Genomic DNA, 20,724 nt, shown 5'->3' with positions numbered 1-20,724 from the left:
AGTAAACATCTTATTCATTGGCCGTCAAGCCGCGATCGTGCGCTTGTAAAATGCCTTCATTCATATATGAATGATGATTCATGTTTCTTCGCATGGGGACTATGTTGATGAGCATAGAAGACGATAGTGACCGCTACCGCGCGCCGGCGCTGGACAAGGGACTCGACATTTTGGAGCTGCTGGCGACGATCGACGGCGGCTTGACCCAGGCCGAAATCGCCAAGGCGCTCAACAAGAGCCCCAACGAATTCTACCGCATGCTCGATCGTCTCGTGCGGCGCGGCTATGTGCAGCGGCAGGATGGCGATCGTTTCTATCTAACGCTGAAGCTCTTCGGCCTTGCGCATTATCATGCGCCGGTGCGTCGCCTCGTCTCCTTCGCCACGCCGCTGATGCGCGAATTCTCCAACCGTGCCGAGCAGGCCTGTCATCTGGCCATCTATGACCGGGGCTCAGTCGTCGTCATCGCACAGCAGGATTCGCCGACCTATTGGGGCATCTCCATCCGCGTCGGCGCGCAGATCAATCTCTATAATACCGGCTCCGGCCATATTCTTCTGACATTCCGGGATGCAAAGCAGCGCCAGATGATGATCAACGAGCAGAGACGCCAGGAACAGGATCCGGAGGAGCCGCCTGCCGATCTCGAGGAAAAGCTTGCAGCAATCCGTGAAAAGGGCTTCGAAACCATGAGCAGCCTGCAGACGAGCGGCGTACACAATATTTCCGCGCCCGTGCTGGCAATGGACGGCAACGCGCTTGCCGCCCTCACCTGCCCCTATATCGAGCCAGTGAACCCGAAGGCGCCTACGCGCGAGCAGGTGGTCGAATATGTCCGGGAAGCGGCCAAGCAAATCTCCGAAACCGTGGCCGGCACAGTGGACAAGGCCGAGTTATAATTTTTATTTGAATAAACTATTCTTCTGTGAGTATATGTTGAGCAAGCAGGTATGGGAGGAACGCCATGCTTTTCGACAGCCATCTGCACATCGTCGACCGGAAACGTCTCGCCTATCCTTGGCTGGCCGGCGCCGGCGCGCTCAATCGCGACAGCCTCTATGAAGACTATGCGCGCGAGGCCAAGCGGCTTGGGATCACCGATACGCTTCACATGGAAGTCGACGTCGCCGAGGATGATATCGAACGGGAAAGCGATTACGTCAAAGGCCTGAGCCGTGAGCCCGGCAGCCTCCTCAGGGGTGCCATCGCCGCCTGCCGTCCTGAGAGCACGAACTTCCCCGCCTATCTCGAACGCGTGCTCGCCGATCCCTTCGTCAAAGGTTTCCGCCGTGTGCTGCATGTCGTGCCCGATGATGTCTCCGAAGGCGCCCTCTTCCGCGAGAACCTGAAGCGGCTCGGCAATACCAGGCTCACCTTCGATCTCTGCGTCCTGCCGCATCAGATGTCCAAGGCGATCACGCTGATCGACCTCAATCCCAACGTCCGGTTCATTCTCGACCATTGCGGCGTGCCGGCGGTGAAAGACGGGCTCAGCGAAAGCTGGGCGTCTGGTATCAAGGAAGTTGCCAAACGCTCGAACGTCATCGTCAAGATTTCCGGCGTCGTCGCCTATGCCGATCCGGACAACTGGACGCCGGAAACGCTGCGGCCCTTCGTCGAACATTGCATCGCAAGCTTCGGCTGGGACCGCGTTATATGGGGCAGCGATTGGCCGGTCTGCACGCTCGGCGGCAATCTCTCCACCTGGGTCGCTGCCACTCACGCACTAATGCAAGGCGTAAGCATCGACGAACGCAGCCGGCTCTATCACCTCAATGCCAAGCGCCTCTGGTCTCTCTGAGATCGGAGGTTTCCATCGAAAGACATGCCATGACCGCCACCGTCGGCATATCCAGCACCCATCCAAAAACCATGCCGGCCGATCACGCCGAAATCCCCGTCTGGAATGCGGAGAACTGGTTCTACGAAGATTTCGAGATCGGCCACAGGATCCGTTCTCTGCGCCGCACGATCTCCGAAGGCGAGTCCCAGCAGTTCAACGCGCTGGTGCTCGACATGCATCCTTATGTCAGCGATCAGATTTTTGCGGAAACCGAGGGCCTGTTCGGCAAGCGGCTGGTTGCCGGCGCCTTCGTCTTTTCCGCCGGCCTCGGGCTTGTCGCGACCAATTGCGTGAACGCCTTTTCCTATGGTTACGACAAGCTGCGCTTCATCAAGCCCACCTTCATCGGTGAGACGATCTACACCATCCGCACCAATCTCGATAAGCAGCCGAAATATGGCGAACTCGGCTTGATCCGCTCGTCTTACGAAGTCTTCAAGGGCGAAGGCGAATTGGTGCTCTATTGCGAGCATATCCAGACCGTGCGCTACAGGAACGGGCGGCCCGCGGACGCGCCGGCGCTGAAAGTCTGACATGACCAAGGATAATGAAGACGGCCTGCTCTCCGGCATCATCGTGCTGGATATGAGTCAGTTTCTTGCCGGCCCGATGGCGGCGCTAAGGCTCGGCGATCTCGGCGCGAGGATCATCAAGATCGAGCGGCCCGATGGCGGCGATCTCTGCCGCCGGCTTTATCTCAGCGACACCGAGATCGGCGGTGACTCCACGCTTTTTCACGCCATCAATCGCGGCAAGGAGAGCTTTGCCCTCAACATGAAGGATGCAAGCGATCTTCAGGAACTGCGCACGCTGATCGCCAAGGCCGACGTCGTCATCCAGAATTTTCGCCCCGGCGTCATCGAACGGCTTGGCCTCGATTACGCTGCCGTTGCCGCGATCAATCCCCGTATCGTCTATGGCAGCATCACCGGATACGGCCCCGACAATGAATGGCGCCACTTGCCCGGACAGGATCTGCTGGCGCAGGCCCGCTCCGGCGCCATGTGGCTGAACGGCGAGGCCGATGACGGGCCTGTGCCCTTCGGGCTCGCCGTCGCCGACATGCTGGCCGGTAATCTCCTGGTTCAGGCCATCCTTGCCGGACTGGTGCGCCGCGGCGTCACCGGCCATGGCGTGCATGTGGAAACGAGCCTGCTGGAAGCGATGGTCGACTTCCAGTTCGAGGTCCTGACCACGCACCTGAACGACGGCGGCCGCCTGCCGAAGAAATCCGCCGTGCGCAATGCCCACGCCTATCTCGCCGCGCCCTACGGCGTCTATCGTTGCGCCGATGGCTGGCTGGCGATCGCGATGATGCCATTGGCGAAACTCGCGCCGCTGTTCGATTTGCCCACGCTTGCTGAGTGCACGCCGAACGATGCCTTCCAGCGCCGTGACGAGATCAAGAGCATGATCGCCAGCCGCCTACAGGAAAAGACCGTTCGCGCATGGCTCGATCTCCTGGAACCTGCCGATATCTGGGCGGCGGAAGTGCTGGATTGGCCAAAGCTCTTGCAAAGTGCCGCCTTCCGTAAGCTCGACATGCTGCAGATAGTGACCCGCGATGACGGCACCTCCGTGCGCACGACGGCAAGCCCAATCCGGGTGAATGGTGTTCGAGCAAAAAACGATATGGCAGCGCCGACGATCGGTGGGCAGTCGGAGAAGGTCAGGGCAGAGTTTATTGGGGATCGATAGGTTATCGCATACTTCACATCTGCCGCACCCGTGATACCCCTCTGTCACTTCGTGACATCTCCCTCATGAGAGGGGAGATTGGTAGCCCGCAGTGCTGTTCTCGAAAGCTGATAAGCCTCACATCCGCTGAACGATCGAGCCTCGTTTTTGTGGGGCCAATGATGCGCCCCCACGATCTCCCCCGTTGTGGGGGAGATGTCACGACAGTGACAGAGGGGGGTGCTGCAGGCTCAGCGAACTCAAAACTCCACCCAAAACAAAAGGGCGCCGCATTCCTGCGACACCCCTGAGCAGCCACTCCCCAAAGAGAGCCAATCTCACCTTCAAGCAGCCGCGAGCTGCAGCTCCTTGCTGACCATGGCGCGCAGCGTGCCGAGATCCTTGGCGAAGGCGCGGATGCCTTCGGAGAGCTTCTCAGTAGCCATTGCGTCTTCGTTCATCATCCAGCGGAAGGTCTTTTCGTCGACCGCGATCTTCTCGACCGAGCCCTTGGGCTCCGGCGAGAGTTTACGCTCCAGCTTGCCTTCGTCCTTGGAAAGTTCGTCGAGCAGGTTCGGGCTGATCGTCAGGCGGTCGCATCCGGCCAGCGCTTCGATTTCGCCGGTGTTGCGGAAGGAGGCGCCCATGACGATCGTCTTGATGTCGTTGGCCTTGTAGTAATGGTAGATGTCGCGCACCGAGATGACGCCCGGATCTTCTTCCGCAGTGTAGTCCTTGCCGGTCGACTTCTTGTACCAGTCGAGGATGCGGCCGACGAAGGGCGAGATCAGGAAGGCCTTGGCATCGGCGCAAGCGATCGCCTGGGCCTTGCTGAAGAGCAGCGTCAGGTTGCAGTCGATGCCTTCCTTCTGCAGCACTTCAGCGGCGCGGATGCCTTCCCAGGTGGAGGCGAGCTTGATCAGGATACGGTCACGCTCGATGCCGCGCTCCTTGTAGGCCGCGATGATGGCGCGGGCCTTGGCCAGCGAAGCTTCAGTGTTGAAGGAGAGGTCGGCATCGACTTCGGTCGAGACACGGCCGGGAACGAGACCGGAGAGCGCTGCGCCGACAGAGATCGCCAGGCGGTCGGCAACGGCGGCAACGACGGCTTCGGACGCACCGCCCTGCTTCTTGCCCCAGGCAACGGCTTCCTTGATCGCATCGGCGAACATCGGCGTGCCGAGCGCCTTCAAGACGATGGTCGGGTTGGTGGTGCAATCCACCGGCTTCAGGCGAGCGACTGCCTCGATATCGCCGGTATCGGCCACGACCGTCGTCATGGCGCGGAGTTGATCAAGCTTGGAAGTCATAACAGGTATCCTTGTTGAATGAGGCCCATTTGGATGGGAGATGTCAGGCGGCGGATCCGGTCTTTCGCCGGACGGGACCGAAGGCGTCAGGGGAGTGCAGCCTTCCTTCTCCTATGTTTCGGTAACGGGATAAAAACAGCGAAAGTTCCATTTCCGGTGAACGGCCGAGCGATGAGGAGACAACCTTCCAAAAACAAGCTTTCCGCCGGTATCGGGTGCCCTATATGGCTCCCTGTCCGGCCTGGCACCTGCTCTCAGCAGCACTCGCACATTGTCCTCCTCGACTGGACAAGACCGAATTCCTCAGCGCTGACTATCAGCAATCTCGCACGGAAAAGTCAAGGACATTTGTGCAATTCGATTGACATAAGTTTCATGTCATAGAATATCGGCAGCAGAAGAGCTGATCTCGCCTGCTCCAGTCATCTGCCAAAATCCTTTCGCATCTCAGGCGGATCATGACGTTAAACGGCGCATGCGACAATCTCGCCGGAGGACCTGTGGCCAAACTGAGACGCGGAACCCATACCGCCTATTCGGAGACCTCCTCCCTGAGGCTTCGCGCCGCCTGGCTCTATTACAATCAGGGCCTGACGCAGAAAGATGTTGCCGAACAGCTCGGCATCAGCCGCACCACGGTCATCCGCCTGCTGGACGAGGCCATGCGCCGCGCCGAAGTGCAGATCTGGATCACCGAAGACATTGACGACTGCGTGGAACTGGCGATCAAACTCGAGCGCACATATGGTCTCGACGAGGCGATCGTCGTTCCCGAGCCCGCCGGCGGCGATGTGAACGCCCAGGCAAAGAGCGTCGGCCTGGCGCTTGGCCAGTTCCTGACGGAGGCCATCCCCGACAATTATACGATCGGCGTCGGCTGGGGCCGGACGATGACGGCTTCGCTCGCGAGCTTCCGTCCGACTCGCCGCGACAATTGCAAGGTGGTCTCCCTACTCGGCGGCATCGTCGCCGTCCATCAGACAAACCCGATCGATTATACCTGGCGTCTGGCAAGCCAGCTCGGCGCGGAGTGCTACATGTTCCTGGCACCGCTGCTCGTCGACTCCGTCGAGACCAAGCGCAATCTCATCGAGAAATGCGGCCTCGAGGCCATCTATCGGCTGGCGGAAAACCTCGATCTCGCCATCGTCAGCTGCGGCGATATCGGCCCACAATCGACATCACTGTCGGAAGGCTTCATCTCGAAGCGGGAACTGGAGGAGCTGATCGAAATGGGCTGCGTCTGCGACACCATGTTCAACTTCCTCGATGCCGACGGAAATTCTGTCGATCACCCGATCAACAAGCGCGTCATGTCGGTCGATCTCGATACGCTGAAAAAGGCAAAGCACATCGTGATCTCCTCCGGCGGCGCCCACCGCGCGCAGGCGATCAGCGCCACCATCAAGCGCATCGGCTGCAATACTTTGATCACGGATGAAAGTGCCGCCAAGGCGCTACTGCAGATGGCGATGGCTAAGGCAGCTTGAGGGCGCTTCGGCCGGCAGCTCCGAGCGCGTCGAAAGTGCGACCCCCCTCTGTCACTTCGTGACATCTCCCCCACAAGGGGGGAGATTGGTAATGCGCGGCAACCTCTCACTTCAAAGCAAACATCGAGTCTGCTGAAGTTGCAGCAGCTAAACATTCATTAGGGCGATCCCCAAACTCCCAACGATCTCCCCCCTTGTGGGGGAGATGTCGCGAAAGCGACAGAGGGGGGTATCAGAGCCTCAGCGATCTCAAAACTTTCGAACCCCCCCTCAAGCATCCCCCGCTTCCCATCCCAGCATCGCCCGCTTTCGCGTCAGCCCCCAGTGATAGCCCGTCAGCTGCCCATTCTTGCCCAGCGCACGATGGCAGGGCACGACGAAGGAGATCGGGTTACGTCCGACAGCCGCACCTACGGCCCGCATGGCCGTCGGCTGGCCGATATCCCTGGCGATGTCGGAATAGGTCACGGCGCGGCCCATCGGGATCTTCAACAGGCTTTCCCATACGCGAAGCTGGAAATCCGAGCCGATCAGAACCACCCGCAGCGGCTGATCGCTCGACCACTTGGATCGCTCGAAGATACGCGCCGCGTAAGGCGCCGTGGCATGCGGGTCCTCGATGAACTCGGCATTCGGCCAGCGGCAGGTCATGTCGGCGAGGCAAGCTTTCTCATTGCCGGAATCGCTGAAGGCGAGACCGGCAAGGCCGCGATCCGTGACCATGATCAAGGCGAGCCCGAAGGGCGAGATGTGAAACGCATAGCGCATCACCAGACCATTGCCCCTCGCCTTCCATTCGCCCGGCGACATCGCCTCATGCGTGACGAAAAGATCGTGCAGCCGGCTCGGACCGGACAGGCCGACCTCGAAGGAGGTCTCCAGCAGCGGCAGATCCTCCTTGCGCAGGAGCCGCTTCGCATGATCAAGCGTGACGGCCTGCAGAAACGCCTTGGGCGACAGACCGGCCCAGCGCGTAAACGTCTTCTGCAATTGGGTCGGCGATTGGCCAAGCCGATCGGCAAGCATCTCCAGCGAAGGCTGGTCGCGATATTCCTCCGTGATGAGCTCGATGACCTCCCGCACGGTGTCGTAATCCTGACCTTCCGGGGTGATGTCTTTCTTCAGCTGTGCAATCGCATTCATGATCTTTCTCCTTGGAAAGGAGAAAACCACGGCAAGAGGGCTAAAACCACCCGTTTCTTGCGCATATGGTCTCTCTGCAAAAATGTGATATCGCCGATTTGGGCAAGCGGCTCATATCCGCTGCGTCACCGTCGCCAATGCCCGCTTGAAAGCCTTGGCAAAGCTCTCGCGATCCTCCGGATTGAGAAAGGAGCCGACATCGGTATCGTGGCGTCTGTCGCGCACATGCATGGAGACGACGCCGATCTCGCGGTGGCGGCGAACGAGGAACCGCGTCCAGAACGGATTGAAATCATGTTCCACCATCCGCCCCGTCGGCGAAAACTTGCGGATGGAAACGTTGGTGCGCGATACCGTCACCTCTTCACGCACGCGTCCGGAGCGATAATTCAGCCAGAAGGCGCCGTAGAGCAGGAAGAAATCGGCGCCGAAGAAGATGCCGATCGGCCAGGCGCCACGCGTGACGAAGAGGATACTGTAGAAGAGGCAAAAGATGCCGGCCAAGGCCAGCATGATCTTGAACCCCTTTCGCGGCAGCGAGCGATGGGGAAACAATTCGGCGGCGAAAACCGGCCTGTTGCCGTCTGCAGCCGTATCGGCGTTGCGTTCCGTCATAGGACTTGAGTATAGGTCGTTTATGGCAAATCCAAAGATCAAATCCAGCGCCCAAACCGCGAAAAAGTCAAATGCGACCGCAGGCCGCAAGCCGGCCGCCAAGAGCCTCTATTCCAAGGCGGACCTGGAAGAGATTTTCCGGCGCTTCTCCATTCAGCGGCCGGAGCCGAAGGGTGAGCTGGAACACGTCAATCCCTTCACGCTCGTCGTTGCGGTGGCACTGTCGGCACAGGCGACGGATGCCGGTGTCAACAAGGCGACGCGCGCGCTCTTCGCCGTCGCCGATACCCCGCAGAAGATGCTCGATCTCGGCGAGGAGCGCATCCGCGAATATATCAAGACGATCGGCCTTTACCGCAACAAGGCGAAGAATGTCGTAGCACTTTCGGAAAAGTTGATCACCGATTTCGGCGGCGAAGTGCCGCGGACGCGCGAGGAGTTGATAACGCTCCCCGGCGTCGGCCGCAAGACCGCGAATGTCGTGCTTTCCATGGCCTTCGGCCAGGCCACGATGGCCGTCGACACGCACATCTTCCGCATCGCCAACCGGCTGCTGCTCGCCCCCGGCAAGACGCCCGACGAAGTCGAGCAGCGACTGATGCAGATCATCCCCGATCAGTATCTCTACCATGCCCACCATTGGCTGATCCTGCATGGCCGCTATGTCTGCAAGGCGCGCAAGCCGGAATGCGAACGCTGCGTGATCGCGGACCTCTGTCGCTCGCCGGAAAAGACCTGGGACATCCCCGCTCCCCTGGTCGAACTTCCGGCGCAGATCATCGGGGCTGAAGCGGCAGGCTGAACCTATCGAAGGCGCGGGTTCGCTTCCTTGTGCGAAATCAGCTTGTGCAGATGCACCATCATGCCGGCGGCAAAGAGCGGCGTCAGCAGATTGAGAAGCGGAATTGCCAGAAAGGCCGCGATGACCAGGCCGGCCAGAAAGACCGTGAAGGCGTGCTTGACGCGGAATTGCCGCGCCTCGTCCGGTGAGCGGAAGCGCATGGCGGCGAATTCGAAGAACTCGCGTCCGAGCAGATAGCCGTTCACCAGAAAAAAGGCGATCAGGTTGACGCCCGGAATGAACAGCAGCAACAGCGCCACGATATTGCCGACGATGACGACGCCGAGAAACCGCACGGAGCTTTTCATCGCCGCGGCGATCGGCATCGCCGTTCCGGGCGCATCGCCTGGGTAGTCGCGCTTTTCTACAACTTCAGCGACATCATCGAGAAAGAGCCCGGCAATCAGGGCCGTGACCGGCGAAATCAGCAGCGCCATCACCAATGCCAATGCGATGCCGGCGAAGATGGCAAGGAAGAGCGTAAGCCAACCCGTCCAATCCGAAGCGGACGGCATGAAGCCCTGCAGCCAAGGCAATACGAAAGAATTGAAGGCGCCTCGCAGGACGAACCAGAGCACAAGAAGCGCCAGCAATGTGAGGCCCAGAACCTTCCAGAAAACTTTGCGCGTCTCCGGCGCAAACAGATTTTCTAGGGAGAGGCGGGCAGCAAGGCCAATCATTCGGTCTACCTCTTTTGGTGGCAGTTGGACACTTAAGAAGCGGTTGCATCGATATCAATATCGCGTGCAAATATATGAATGTACCAATTAAAAATTTGAATTATTGTAATACAGTTTGCACTAATATATCCTGTACGCCACATTAAGAACAACAACCGCAACAAGATCGGCGACCCGATCGAAATTGAATGGCCAATTGACATAGAAATTGGCGCGATAGAACATCGAAAAGACCACCAAAGAGGCGCAAAACTTGGAAGACCTGAGTCAGAAACTTAGACAATATATAAAGATCGGTACTCCGGCCGAACGAAGAATTGCTAAGTATTTCTCCGAGCATCTGAATGAACTACCGTTCGAGACGGCTTCCTCCGTTGCCGACAGGCTGGAACTGAGCCCGATGACGGTAGGACGGTTTCTGCGGTCGCTCGGCTATCACGGTCTGGATGGGATAAAGGTACACCTCAAGGAAAATGCGCCCAGCCTCTCGTCGCAATTGCCCAATATCCTCGAACAGCTTCAGAAGGACGCAAGCGAAGGCCATCCGCTTGCAACCCAAATTGCCGAACAGGTCGAGATGCTGCAGCATATCTACAACCTCGCCGGCCAGCCGCAATGGCACGACGCGGTTGCGACAATTCTGTCCTCCAGCAATGTCTTCATCACCTCCCACCCCAGTCTCGCGGGGATCGGCCGCTATTTCCGCGACCGCCTGACCTTTGCCCGTGATCAGGTCCTTTTCCTCGATGGCGCCAATGGCAGCTATATCGAGCTGTTCGGCGAGCCGTCCGACGATTCGCTTCTCGTTGTCATCGACTCCCTGGGCTTCGTCACCTCGCGTCTTCTGGCGCGCTCGGCTCGTCGCGCGGGCTGCAAGGTATTGCTGGTAACTGGTCAATTCACGGAATGGGCGCATGAATTCGCAAACATCACGCTGTCCCTACCGCCGCAACGCGCCAATAGCCGCGAAAACCTTTCAGCCATAATGGCGCTGCTGGAATATCTGGCGATTTCAGTCGCTCACGCCGCGGGTGAAACGGCGGAAATGAGGACGCGCCGCATCGAAGAACTTCAAGGTATATTTGCCCAGGCGCCGCTCCGGTAGGCCGCCTATTCCATGGCGTCCAGTTCCGCGCGATGGCGATACATGGCGAGGAAGCGCCGGTAGTCGCGATCGTAGAGCTCTTTCTTTTCGGCATTCGGCAGCCGCTCGTGACCGCCCGGGTACATGGCTGCGCCGGCAGCACCCAGGCTTTCATGGAGACCGCAGGAGACCGAGGCGGCGATTGCCGTGCCGAGCAGGACCGTCTCGTTCATCTTGGGGATCACGACCTTGCAGCCGGTCACGTCGGAGTAGAGTTCCATCAGCACCGAATTCTTCACATGGCCGCCGGCGACATGCAGTGTGTCGGGCACGTAGCCATAATCCCGCATCCGCTCCAGGATATGGCGAATGCCGAGCGCAATGCCGACACTGGTGCGCCAATATAGCCGGCAGAGACCATCGAAGGAGGCATCCAGCGTCATGCCGCTGATGACGCCCAATGCATGCGGATCGGCGAGCGGCGATCGATTGCCGTGAAAATCGGGCAACACATGGATACGCCCGCCAAGGGAATCACCCTCCGCAAGCCTGAGCTGAGCAATCCGCCGAACGATACGATCGTGCAATGCCGCCGTCGGCGGCCCGCCGGCCGCATGCATGCTGACGATATGGTCAAGCAATGCGCCCGTCGCCGACTGCCCCGCTTCGGCAAGCCACATCCCGGGGAAGACGGCCTCGTAATATGGGCCCCACATGCCCGTGCTGCGCTTGCGCTCCCGCGCAAAGGAAACCACGCAGCTCGATGTTCCTGCAATCAGCGCCAGCTGATGCTCCAACGTGGCGGCATCGCCCGCATGGGCTGCAAGTGCGCCGAGCGCGCCCGCATAGGCGTCGATCATGCCCGCACCGACATGGCATTCACGGTCGAGACCTAGCGCTTGCGCCGCCTCAGCCGTCAGCGTGCCGATGGACCGGCCGACGGGAACGCTCTCGTCTGGCAGGCTGCCGCGTTCGCGCAGATCGCCAAGGCCGATCACATTGAGAAAATCGGCCTGCCAGCCCGGCTCACGATGCGCAAGGTAATTCCATTTCGCCACCAGCGTCGAGCGCGACCGCGCAAGCGAACCGGTCGCCTTCCATGTCATGAAATCAGCAAGGTCGAAAAAGTAGCCGGCCTGTGCCCAGCTTTCCGGAAGGTTCTCCTTCAGCCACATCAGCTTCGGCATTTCCATTTCCGGCGACATGAACTCGCCCGAATATTCGAGAACCGCATGCCGCGTGGCCGTGCAGTAATCAGCCTCGGCCAGCGCCCGATGATCGAGCCAGACGATGGTATCGAATCTCTTCTCGCCACCGGTGGAAACGGTGAGTTGCCCGCCATCGCGGTCACGCACGACCAGCGAACAGGTCGCATCGAAGCCGATCGCGCCGATAGCGGACGCATCGGCGCCGGATGCCTTCACGGCTCCGCGAACGGCGGTGCAGACGGCGGCCCATATATCTTCGGAATCATGCTCGGCGTGGTTTTCACGCGGGCGGTTCATCAGGATCGGATGTTCGCTTTTTCCCAGCAGTGAGCCGCTCGCGGTGAAGACACCAGCGCGTGCGCTGCCTGTGCCGATATCGACCGCAACCACGTGATCACGCATGCAAAAGAGGTCCCGCCCACTTATCTCTTGTTGCGGACAAGTTGTATCAATTCCGGCATCGCGTCAAACACGACTTCCGGCGAAAGCTGCTCCAGCTCCGCCCGGTAACTCGGCGAATGGGCATGCGAACCACCGGTGAAGGCAAAGACCGTCATGCCGGCCGCACGCGCTGCCGTGATGCCCGCCGGGCTATCTTCCACGACGATGCAATCCTTCGGCGGGACACCCATCTTTTCGGCCGCATAAAGGAAGAGATCCGGCGCGGGCTTGCCGCGCTTGACCATGCTGGCGCTGAAAATATTCGGCTCCAGCCTGTCCAAAAGCCCGGTCACGCCGAGCGAGAGGCGGATGCGCTCCAGCTGGCTAGACGAGGCGACGCAGCGCGGCAGCGAAAGCGCATCCAGCGTCGCGCCAATACCGTCGATCGGCTTCAGCTCATGCTTGAAACGCTCGTAGAGATCGTTGCGGATGCGATCGAGAAATGCCTGATCGATGAAGACATCGAATTCCGTCTGCATCGTGTCGACGAGCGTCGCCAGGCTCTTGCCGAGGAAGCGGCTATAGACATCCTCCTCGCTCATCTCGACACCGACATCGTGCATCGCCTGGATGAGCACGCCGACCGACAGCGGCTCGCTATCTACAAGCACGCCATCGCAATCGAAGATTACGAGCCCTGTTCCCGCACCCGTCATCACAGATCCAACCCGAATTCTGTTGCTATCCTGCCGCCGGAAATGCCGGCGCGCCAATGGAACACGGCCGGAACAGGAGAGGTCCGGCCGCTCGAAATTATTCCGCGAGTTTGTTGTCCAAGTATAGCTGCAGGGTGACGCGGGTACCCTTTTCCCACAGCGTTTTCAGTGCATGCGCGAAGCGCTTGCGGAAAAGATCCGACTTGGCGACATCGCCGAAGATGTCGTCGAAGACCAAGAAGACATTCGGATCGTCCTTCGCCTTGAGGGCAGCTTCATGCAGCCGATCGGCGCTGGCATCGTTGAAGACAATCTCCTTGCCGCTGTCGCTCTTGCCGGCGAAGTAGCGGCACCACAGCGCCGAAACGAGAGCGAGGCCGACGATATCCTCGCCGCGACGAAGACGATCGGCTGTCGATGGCAGAATGAACTTCGGCTGGCGGTTCGAGCCGTCCTGCGCCAGGCGCGGGATGGTATCGGCGATCTTCGGATTGGAGAAACGCCGCTCGATCAGCTTGAAGTAGTCGGCAAGCACAGTATTCGGCACCGGCGGGATGACGGGGATGATCTCGTCGTTTTCAAGCTTGGCGAGGAAGGCGCGGATCAGCGGCTCTTCCATGGCTTCATGCACGAAATGGATATCCATCAGCGCCGCCGGATAGGCGATCGCCGCATGGCCGCCATTGAGGATGCGGATCTTCATGTGCTCGTAGGGTGTGACATCAGGCACGAAGGTGACGCCTACCTTTTCCAGCGGCGGCCGTCCGGCAGGGAAATTATCTTCCAGCACCCATTGCTTGAACTCCTCGCAATAGACCGGCCAATTGTCCTCGATATCGAAAACGTCCTTCAGCAAGTCGATTTCACGCGCACCAGTTGCCGGTGTGATACGGTCGACCATACCGTTCGGGAAGGCGACGTTCGCGGCGATCCAGTCGGCAAAAACCGGATCGGAAAGCCGTGCCGTGCCGACCACGGCAGCCTTAGTGACGCCGCCATTGTGAGGAATGTTGTCGCAGGACATGACAGTGAAGGGCGACAGGCCGGCAGCCTGCCGCGCCTTCAGACCGGCGACGATCAGGCCGAACACCGTCTTCGGCGCATCCGGGTTCTGCCCATCGGCCACGATCGCCGGATGGGCGGGATTGAACTTGCCGGAGGCATCGATGAAGTAGCCGCCCTCGGTGATCGTCATCGAGACGATGCGGATCGTGGGATCGGCAAGCTTGGCGATAATGGTCTTGGCGTCGCCGACCGGCAGGATGTCGATCATGGGCGCGGTGACGCGCGCAGCGGTGCGGTTGTTGTCCTGCTCGACGACGGTCGTCAGGAAGTCCTGGGCGGCCAGCTTCTCGCGCATGGCCGCATCCGACGGCAGCACGCCGGCGCCGATGATCGCCCAGTCATGGGCCTCGCCGGTATTGAAAAGGTCGTCGAGATAGATTGCCTGATGGGCACGATGGAAATTGCCGACACCGAAATGCACGATACCAGCCGAAAGCGACTTCCGGTCATAAGCAGGTATGGCTGCCTTTGCCGCCGCCTGCTGGAGAGTTGCGAGCGATAATTTGCACGTCATGTCTCTGGTCCTTCTGAAAGGTCTTTGGCTCCGGGTGGCTGGGAAACCCGCGCCGGTGCTATGCTTGACCGGTCCACGCAGATCGATGGATGCGAACCGGAGCAGATGCGTCGGCCGTGCCCGCTCAAGCGCACACGGCCTTGGCTTTTAAGCTGAGATCGCCAGCCCTTCGGCGTTAAACCGGTGAATATGCGCCTTGTCCGGTGTCAGGTAGACGGTATCGCCGGCCCGGGCCGGGAAATCGCCCGAGCCGCGCGCAGTTACCGTGCCGATCCCGTCAACGTCGATGTGCAGGAAAGTGTCGGAACCGAGATGTTCGGCCACGAGCACCTTGCCCTGCCAGTCGCCCGACGTGGTCGACAGCAGCACGTGTTCCGGCCTGACGCCGATCGTGTCGCCGCCGAGGCTCTGGGCATAGGCGCCCTTGACGAAGTTCATCTTCGGCGAGCCGATGAAGCCCGCGACGAAGAGGTTGCGCGGGCTGCGATAGAGCTCCAGCGGCGAGCCCACCTGCTCGATATTGCCGCGGTTGAGCACGACGATCTTGTCGGCCATGGTCATGGCCTCGACCTGGTCGTGCGTCACATAGACCATCGTCGTCTTCAGCTGCTGATGCAGCTCGCTGATCTCAAGGCGCATGTTGACGCGCAGCGCTGCATCGAGGTTCGACAAAGGCTCGTCGAACAGGAAGGCTGCCGGCTGGCGCACGATGGCGCGGCCGATGGCAACACGCTGGCGCTGACCGCCGGAAAGCTGGCGCGGCTTGCGCTCCAGATAATCCGTCAGGTTCAGGACCCGTGCGGCATCCGCGACCTTCTTGTCGATTTCCGCCTGCGGCATGTTCGCCATCTTCAGCGGAAAGGCGATGTTCTTGCGCACGCTCATGTGCGGATAGAGCGCGTAGGACTGAAATACCATGGCAAGGCCGCGCTCAGACGGCTTCAGATTGGTGCCGTCCTTGCCATCAATCATGATCTGGCCGCCGGAGACGTCTTCGAGGCCGGCGATCAGGCGCAGCAGCGTGGATTTGCCACAGCCCGACGGGCCGACGAAGACGACGAACTCGCCGTTATCGATCTCAAGATCAATGGAAGGAATGACCTTGGCTTCGCCGAAGACCTTGGAAACTTGCTTGAGAACAATGCTACCCATGTTTCTCTTCCTTACTTAACCGCGCCGAAGGTCAGGCCGCGAACGAGTTGCTTCTGGCTGAACCAGCCGAGGATCAGGATCGGAGCGATCGCCATGGTCGATGCCGCCGAAAGCTTGGCATAGAACAGGCCCTCCGGGCTGGAATAGGAGGCGATGAAGGTGCTCAGCGGCGCCGCGTCTACCGCGGAGAGGTTGAGCGTCCAGAAGGCCTCGTTCCAAGCGAGGATGATGTTGAGCAGCATCGTCGAGGCAAGGCCCGGGATCGCCATCGGCGTCAGCACGTAGATGATCTCCTTGGCAAGCGTCGCACCGTCCATGCGGGCCGCCTCGAGGATTTCGCCGGGAATTTCCTTGAAGTAGGTGTAGAGCATCCAGACGATGATCGGCAGGTTGATGAGCATCAGCACGACGACCATGCCCACCCGGCTGGCGAACTGGTTGTTCAGGAGGCCGAAGCTCTGGAACAGCAGGTAGATCGGGATGAAGGCGCCGACCGGCGGCATCATCTTCGTCGACAGCATCCACATCAGGACGTCCTTGGTCCGCTTGGTCGGCGAGAACGCCATGGCCCAGGCGGCGGGTACTGCGACGAGCAGGCCGAGAATGGTCGAACCGAAGGCGATGATGACCGAGTTGCCGAAGTGGAGGAAGTAGTCCGAGCGCGACTGCACCTCGAAATAGTTCTCCAGCGTCCAGTGGAAGAAGAGGAACTGCGGCGGCGAGGCGATGGCATCGCCTTCCGTCTTGAAGCTTGTCAGGATCGTCCACAGGATCGGGAAGAAGATGAGAATTGCCACGATCCAGGCGGCGATCGATACGACGATCTTGCGTTGTGTGGTGACTTTGCGTGCCATCTCAAGCCTCCAGATTCTTGCCGACTGCGCGCATCAGAAAGATCGCGACGATATTGGCGAGGATGACGGCTATGATGCCGCCCGCCGATGCGCCGCCGACGTCCTGCGACAGAACGATCTGCGAATAGACGAGATAAGTCAGATTCGTCGTCGCCGTGCCCGGTCCGCCGTTGGTGGTGACGAGGATCTCGGCGAAAGCCGACAGCATGAAGATCGTCTCGATCAGGATGACGACGGTGATGGCGCGGGCGAGATGCGGCAGGATGATGTAGATGAATTTCGAAATCGGTCCGGCGCCATCCATCTCGGCAGCTTCCTTCTGCTCCTCGTCCAGCGACTGCAGGGCCGTCAGCAGGATGAGGGTTGCGAAAGGCAGCCACTGCCACGCGATGATGATGATGATCGACAGCAGCGGAACCGTCTCCAGCCAGGTCAGCGGATCAAGCCCGAAGAACCGGAAGAGATGTGCCAGGAGCCCGTTCACCGGGTTCATGAACATATGCTTCCAGATGAGGGCTGCGACCGTCGGCATCACGAAGAAGGGCGCAAGCACCAGCATACGCACGATACCCTGGCCGAAGATCGGCTGATCAAGAAGGAGAGCGAGCGCAATGCCGCCGATGACGGTGATCAGCAACGCACCGCCGACGAGCAGCAGCGTCACGATCAGCGAGCTCAGAAAGGCAGGATCGGTGATGAAATATTCGTAGTTGAGAAACCCGAGGAAATCATGCGTGCCGGGGTTCAGAAGATTGTAGTTCAGCGTCGAGAAATAGATCGTCATCACGAGCGGGACGATCATCCACGCAAAGAGGAGCAGAACCGAAGGCGCCATCATGACGCGTGCGGTGGAACGGGTGTGCAACGTTGCCATGGCAAGTACCGACCTATCTTTAAAGGAGGGGGTGGCCGCGGACCGGCTGAAACAAAAGGGCCGCCAAGGGCAGTTCGGCGCTCGGCGGCCTAGGGGAAAGCAGCGCTCGAGAGGGGGCGCTGCTTTCCTTAGCTTCGAAGGCCCTTACTTCGGATAGCCGGCCTTCTTCATTTCGCGTTCCGTCAGCTGCTGGGCAGCCTTCAGAGCCTGATCGACGGAGATCTGGCCGGCGAGAGCGGCCGAGAACTGCTGGCCGACAGCCGTGCCGATGCCCTGGAATTCAGGAATGGCGACGAACTGGACGCCGACATAGGGAACCGGCTTGACGGTCGGATGCGTGGGATCGGCCGAGTTGATCGAGTCGAGCGTCATCTTGGCGAAAGGCGCTGCCTTCTGGTAGTCCGCATTTGCATAGAGCGAGGTGCGGGTGCCGGGAGGTGCGTTCAGCCAGCCTTCCTTCTGTGCGACCAGGTTGGTGTAGTCCTTGCTGGTTGCCCAGGAGATGAACTTCTCCGCCGCTTCGGTCTTCTTCGAGGAAGCCGGGATGGCGAGATTCCATGCCCAGAGCCAGTTGCCGCGCTTGCCGAGGCCCTTATCCGGAGCCAGAGCGAAGCCGACCTTGTCGGCAACCTTCGATTCCTTCGGATCGGAAACGAAGGAGGCAGCAACGGTGGCGTCGATCCACATGCCGCACTTGCCGGACTGGAACAGGGCCAGGTTCTCGTTGAAGCCGTTGGACGATGCGCCCGGAGGACCGGCATCCTTCATCAGCTTGACGTAGAAGTCGAGCGTGTCCTTCCATTCCGGTTGGTCGAACTGTGCCTTCCACTTTTCGTCGAACCAGCGAGCGCCGAACGAATTCGACATCGCCGTCAGGAACGCCATGTTTTCGCCCCAGCCTGCCTTGCCGCGAAGGCAGATGCCGTAGACTTCATGATCCTTGTCGGTGATCTTGCGGGCGGCATCGGCAACGAAGTCCCAGGTCGGAGCGTCCGGCATCTTCAGGCCGGCCTTCTCGAACAGGTCCTTGCGGTACATGACCATCGAGCTTTCGCCATAGAACGGTGCTGCGTACAGCTTGCCGTCGGTCGTCAGACCGCTGCGAATGGCCGGGAGAAGGTCATCCACATCGTAGTTCTTGTCGGCGGAAAGCTTGTCGAGCGAGGCAAGCCAGCCGAGCTTGCTCCAGATCGGCACTTCATAGGTGCCGATGGTCAGCACGTCGTACTGGCCGGCCTTGGTAGCGATGTCGGTCGTAACCTTCTGGCGCAATACGTTTTCTTCGAGCGTGACCCATTGCAGGTCGATACCGGGGTTCTTGGCTTTGAAATCGTCCGTAAGCTTCTGCATACGGACCATGTCGCCGTTATTGACCGTCGCAATCGTGAGGGTTTCGGCGGATGCCAGGCCGGCAAACATCAGAGCCGAGCAGGCGCCCAGCAGTAAAGTTTTCAATTTCATATCTTCCTCCCAGAAGATTAAAAATGAGCATTCGCTTTGCTCGTGGGCAATTACTCACTTCTTGCGACAAAATGTCAATGCAGATTCGTTGCTGCATTGCCGAGCAAGCAGCCTATCCTTTTGTTTTTACGGGTTAAATTTTTTGCTCACGCCTTGAGCAAAAATTCGGCAACTGCCTCGTCCGTGATCAAACCGTTGATCTGCTGACCGACGACGGCCGCCTTGATCGCCTGGAATTTGCGTCGGCCCTTGGCGATTCCGATGACGCTACAGGTATTGCGCGACGGCAAGGGCGCACTGGCGACGCGCTCATTAACATCATCGGGCATGAGCTCGCCATTGCCATCGAAAACCCAGCCGCAGATCTCACCGGCGGCGCCCCGGTCCATCAATGCCAGCATCTCGTCCCTCTCGAGAAAGCCGTCGAGACAGAGCGGCGCTTCCACGCCCATCTCGCCGATGCCGACGAAGGTCACGTCGGCCTGTGCGCTGATATCCAGCGTCGAGCGCACCAATGCCTGCGCGTGCAGGAGCTCGCGTTCCTCCGCGGAAGATACCAGCACCGGCAGCGGCATCGGAAAATGCCGCGCCTTGACGACATCGGCCATGCTGAAGATGACGTTGTAGTAGGCGGCTGAACCGTCTGGGCCGATATTGCCCGTCAGCGACACCACCCGATGCTGCAGACATTCGATCGCCGGCAGCTGATCGACCGCAGCCTTTAGCGTGCGGCCCGTGCCGATCGCCAGCACGATGGGGTCGGCTCGCCGCAGCCAGCGCTCGATTTCGGCGGCACCGGCCTCGGCGATACCAATAGTGGAGGACGTGCTGTCCGGATCGCTCGGGACGATATCGACATGCCGCAAGTTGAATTTCTTCTTGAGCTCTGCCGCATATTCCAGGCAGGCGGCGATTGGGTGGTCCAGCCGGACCTTGATCAGCCGTTCAGCGACGGCCAGCGACACGAGACGCTGCGCCGACTGCCGGGATATTCCCATCGCCACGGCGATTTCATCCTGCGTCCGGCCGGCGACGTAGTAGAGCCATCCTGCCCGCGCCGCATCGTCAAGCCGCCCCTGGGAATCCAGCTTCTTCGCCATCGCCTTCCTTTACCGAAACAGCGCCCTTACTCGGGATGATCCGGACCATCCGCGCCGGATCATTCAGCTTCCGGCGGGATGACACCCTTGGTCAAGGTGAAACAACCGTAGAAGCGGCGCTCGCCGGTCTGAATGACGCAAAAAGCATCCTTGGCACGCTCGTAGAAGGCAAAACGCTCGACCGGCGTCAGCGGCCAATGCTTGCCCTCGGCCTTATCGATCACGGCCTGGACTTCACGCTGCACCTGCGGCACCTCATCTGGCGCGCCAACTACCTCCATGCGAGCCGCCGCATCATCGATGAAGGTATCGAGCGGCATCAAGGACAAGATTGCCGCGACCGCATCGGCGGACGACACGTTGTCGATGCGCAGCAGCTCGCCCAGAACGGTCTGGCTTGCCACCGATTCAGCGGGGAAATTCGTATCGACGACGGCGAGCATATCGCCATGCCCCATGGATTTAAGCGCATAGAGCACGTCCGCATTCAACAGCGGCGAAATTCCCTTCAGCATGAACGATCCTCCGATAGCCTGTGGCGGCCACTTCGCGGCCGCTTCGTTCTCCGCGCAAACAAGTAACCATCGCGTTCCTGTCTGTCCATAGGCGCCGGGAACGTTTTCGGCGGGTATTCCACCCATGAACTGTGCATCGCGCCGCGGCTTATTTCAGCCGTTATTGACCCGATAGGTTCGTCGGCATTAACTGAAGTACGT

20 protein-coding genes are annotated in these 20,724 nt (G+C 59.9%); 7 read left to right on the top strand and 13 right to left on the bottom strand.

Annotated elements, in window-relative coordinates:
* The first annotated feature begins 107 nt into the window (after positions 1–107).
* The 4 genes from PH562_RS23415 to PH562_RS23400 all read left to right on the top strand — a co-directional run bounded on the left by PH562_RS23415 (position 108) and on the right by PH562_RS23400 (position 3,541).
* A complete protein-coding gene (locus PH562_RS23415; RefSeq protein ID WP_285176046.1) occupies positions 108–899 on the top strand; it encodes an IclR family transcriptional regulator in 792 nt (263 codons plus the stop codon).
* Positions 900–964: 65 nt separating this feature from the next.
* On the top strand, positions 965–1,801 hold the full coding sequence (locus tag PH562_RS23410; RefSeq protein ID WP_285176045.1) for an amidohydrolase family protein: 837 nt from the start codon (positions 965–967) through the stop codon (positions 1,799–1,801).
* A 29-nt stretch (positions 1,802–1,830) separates the two neighbouring features.
* A complete protein-coding gene (locus PH562_RS23405; protein WP_285176044.1) occupies positions 1,831–2,376 on the top strand; it encodes a MaoC family dehydratase in 546 nt (181 codons plus the stop codon).
* A gap of 1 nt (position 2,377) precedes the next feature.
* Positions 2,378–3,541: a CaiB/BaiF CoA transferase family protein gene (locus tag PH562_RS23400; protein ID WP_285176042.1), complete on the top strand. Its 1,164-nt coding sequence runs from the start codon at positions 2,378–2,380 to the stop codon at positions 3,539–3,541.
* A gap of 323 nt (positions 3,542–3,864) precedes the next feature.
* Here the strand turns inward: PH562_RS23400 and tal are convergent, their stop codons facing one another.
* The gene (tal, locus tag PH562_RS23395; protein ID WP_069615972.1) at positions 3,865–4,830 is read right to left on the bottom strand and encodes a transaldolase; all 966 of its coding nucleotides are present in this window, start codon (positions 4,828–4,830) and stop codon (positions 3,865–3,867) included.
* 500 nt (positions 4,831–5,330) lie between these two features.
* Between tal and PH562_RS23390 the strand changes: the two genes are divergently transcribed.
* Positions 5,331–6,320, top strand: coding sequence for a sugar-binding transcriptional regulator (locus tag PH562_RS23390; protein ID WP_285176039.1), 990 nt, complete (start codon positions 5,331–5,333; stop codon positions 6,318–6,320).
* 270 nt (positions 6,321–6,590) lie between these two features.
* Here the strand turns inward: PH562_RS23390 and PH562_RS23385 are convergent, their stop codons facing one another.
* Complete coding sequence (locus tag PH562_RS23385; RefSeq protein ID WP_285176037.1) at positions 6,591–7,463, bottom strand: methylated-DNA--[protein]-cysteine S-methyltransferase; 873 nt, start codon at positions 7,461–7,463, stop codon at positions 6,591–6,593.
* A gap of 111 nt (positions 7,464–7,574) precedes the next feature.
* Positions 7,575–8,078, bottom strand: a complete 504-nt coding sequence (locus PH562_RS23380) for a DUF2244 domain-containing protein (protein WP_285176036.1) — start codon at positions 8,076–8,078, stop codon at positions 7,575–7,577.
* Positions 8,079–8,100: 22 nt separating this feature from the next.
* On the opposite strand from PH562_RS23380, the gene nth reads away from it, so the two are divergent.
* Positions 8,101–8,880, top strand: coding sequence for an endonuclease III (gene nth / locus PH562_RS23375; RefSeq protein ID WP_208409419.1), 780 nt, complete (start codon positions 8,101–8,103; stop codon positions 8,878–8,880).
* Positions 8,881–8,882: 2 nt separating this feature from the next.
* Here the strand turns inward: nth and PH562_RS23370 are convergent, their stop codons facing one another.
* Entirely contained in the window at positions 8,883–9,599 is a 717-nt protein-coding gene (locus tag PH562_RS23370) for a sulfate transporter family protein (protein ID WP_285176033.1), read from the bottom strand.
* 253 nt (positions 9,600–9,852) lie between these two features.
* Between PH562_RS23370 and PH562_RS23365 the strand changes: the two genes are divergently transcribed.
* Positions 9,853–10,704 carry a MurR/RpiR family transcriptional regulator gene (locus PH562_RS23365; RefSeq protein WP_113230864.1) on the top strand — a complete coding sequence of 284 codons (852 nt, stop codon included), beginning with the start codon at positions 9,853–9,855 and terminating at the stop codon, positions 10,702–10,704.
* 5 nt (positions 10,705–10,709) lie between these two features.
* On the opposite strand, the gene PH562_RS23360 is transcribed toward PH562_RS23365, so the two are convergent.
* The 9 genes from PH562_RS23360 to PH562_RS23320 form a co-directional block, all read right to left on the bottom strand.
* Positions 10,710–12,293 carry an FGGY-family carbohydrate kinase gene (locus tag PH562_RS23360; protein WP_285176030.1) on the bottom strand — a complete coding sequence of 528 codons (1,584 nt, stop codon included), beginning with the start codon at positions 12,291–12,293 and terminating at the stop codon, positions 10,710–10,712.
* Positions 12,294–12,313: 20 nt separating this feature from the next.
* On the bottom strand, positions 12,314–12,988 hold the full coding sequence (locus PH562_RS23355) for an HAD family hydrolase (protein WP_113230866.1): 675 nt from the start codon (positions 12,986–12,988) through the stop codon (positions 12,314–12,316).
* Positions 12,989–13,085: 97 nt separating this feature from the next.
* Positions 13,086–14,567, bottom strand: a complete 1,482-nt coding sequence (locus PH562_RS23350; protein ID WP_285176027.1) for a mannitol dehydrogenase family protein — start codon at positions 14,565–14,567, stop codon at positions 13,086–13,088.
* 147 nt (positions 14,568–14,714) lie between these two features.
* Positions 14,715–15,719: an ABC transporter ATP-binding protein gene (locus PH562_RS23345; protein ID WP_113230868.1), complete on the bottom strand. Its 1,005-nt coding sequence runs from the start codon at positions 15,717–15,719 to the stop codon at positions 14,715–14,717.
* 11 nt (positions 15,720–15,730) lie between these two features.
* On the bottom strand, positions 15,731–16,573 hold the full coding sequence (locus PH562_RS23340; protein ID WP_075851745.1) for a carbohydrate ABC transporter permease: 843 nt from the start codon (positions 16,571–16,573) through the stop codon (positions 15,731–15,733).
* 1 nt (position 16,574) lies between these two features.
* Complete coding sequence (locus tag PH562_RS23335) at positions 16,575–17,447, bottom strand: carbohydrate ABC transporter permease (protein WP_113230870.1); 873 nt, start codon at positions 17,445–17,447, stop codon at positions 16,575–16,577.
* Between the two features lie 144 nt (positions 17,448–17,591).
* Positions 17,592–18,908 (bottom strand): ABC transporter substrate-binding protein, encoded by a 1,317-nt coding sequence (locus PH562_RS23330; protein WP_285176020.1) that lies wholly within the window; start codon positions 18,906–18,908, stop codon positions 17,592–17,594.
* Between the two features lie 146 nt (positions 18,909–19,054).
* Positions 19,055–20,008, bottom strand: a complete 954-nt coding sequence (locus tag PH562_RS23325; protein WP_285176019.1) for a sugar-binding transcriptional regulator — start codon at positions 20,006–20,008, stop codon at positions 19,055–19,057.
* A gap of 59 nt (positions 20,009–20,067) precedes the next feature.
* Positions 20,068–20,523, bottom strand: coding sequence for an RbsD/FucU family protein (locus tag PH562_RS23320; protein ID WP_113230873.1), 456 nt, complete (start codon positions 20,521–20,523; stop codon positions 20,068–20,070).
* Between the last annotated feature and the right edge of the window lie 201 nt (positions 20,524–20,724).

It is taken from the genome of Rhizobium centroccidentale (assembly GCF_030182565.1).
GTDB lineage: Bacteria > Pseudomonadota > Alphaproteobacteria > Rhizobiales > Rhizobiaceae > Rhizobium.
Note: the sequence above shows the minus strand (reverse complement) of the source record. Positions and strands in the feature narration are given on the sequence as shown.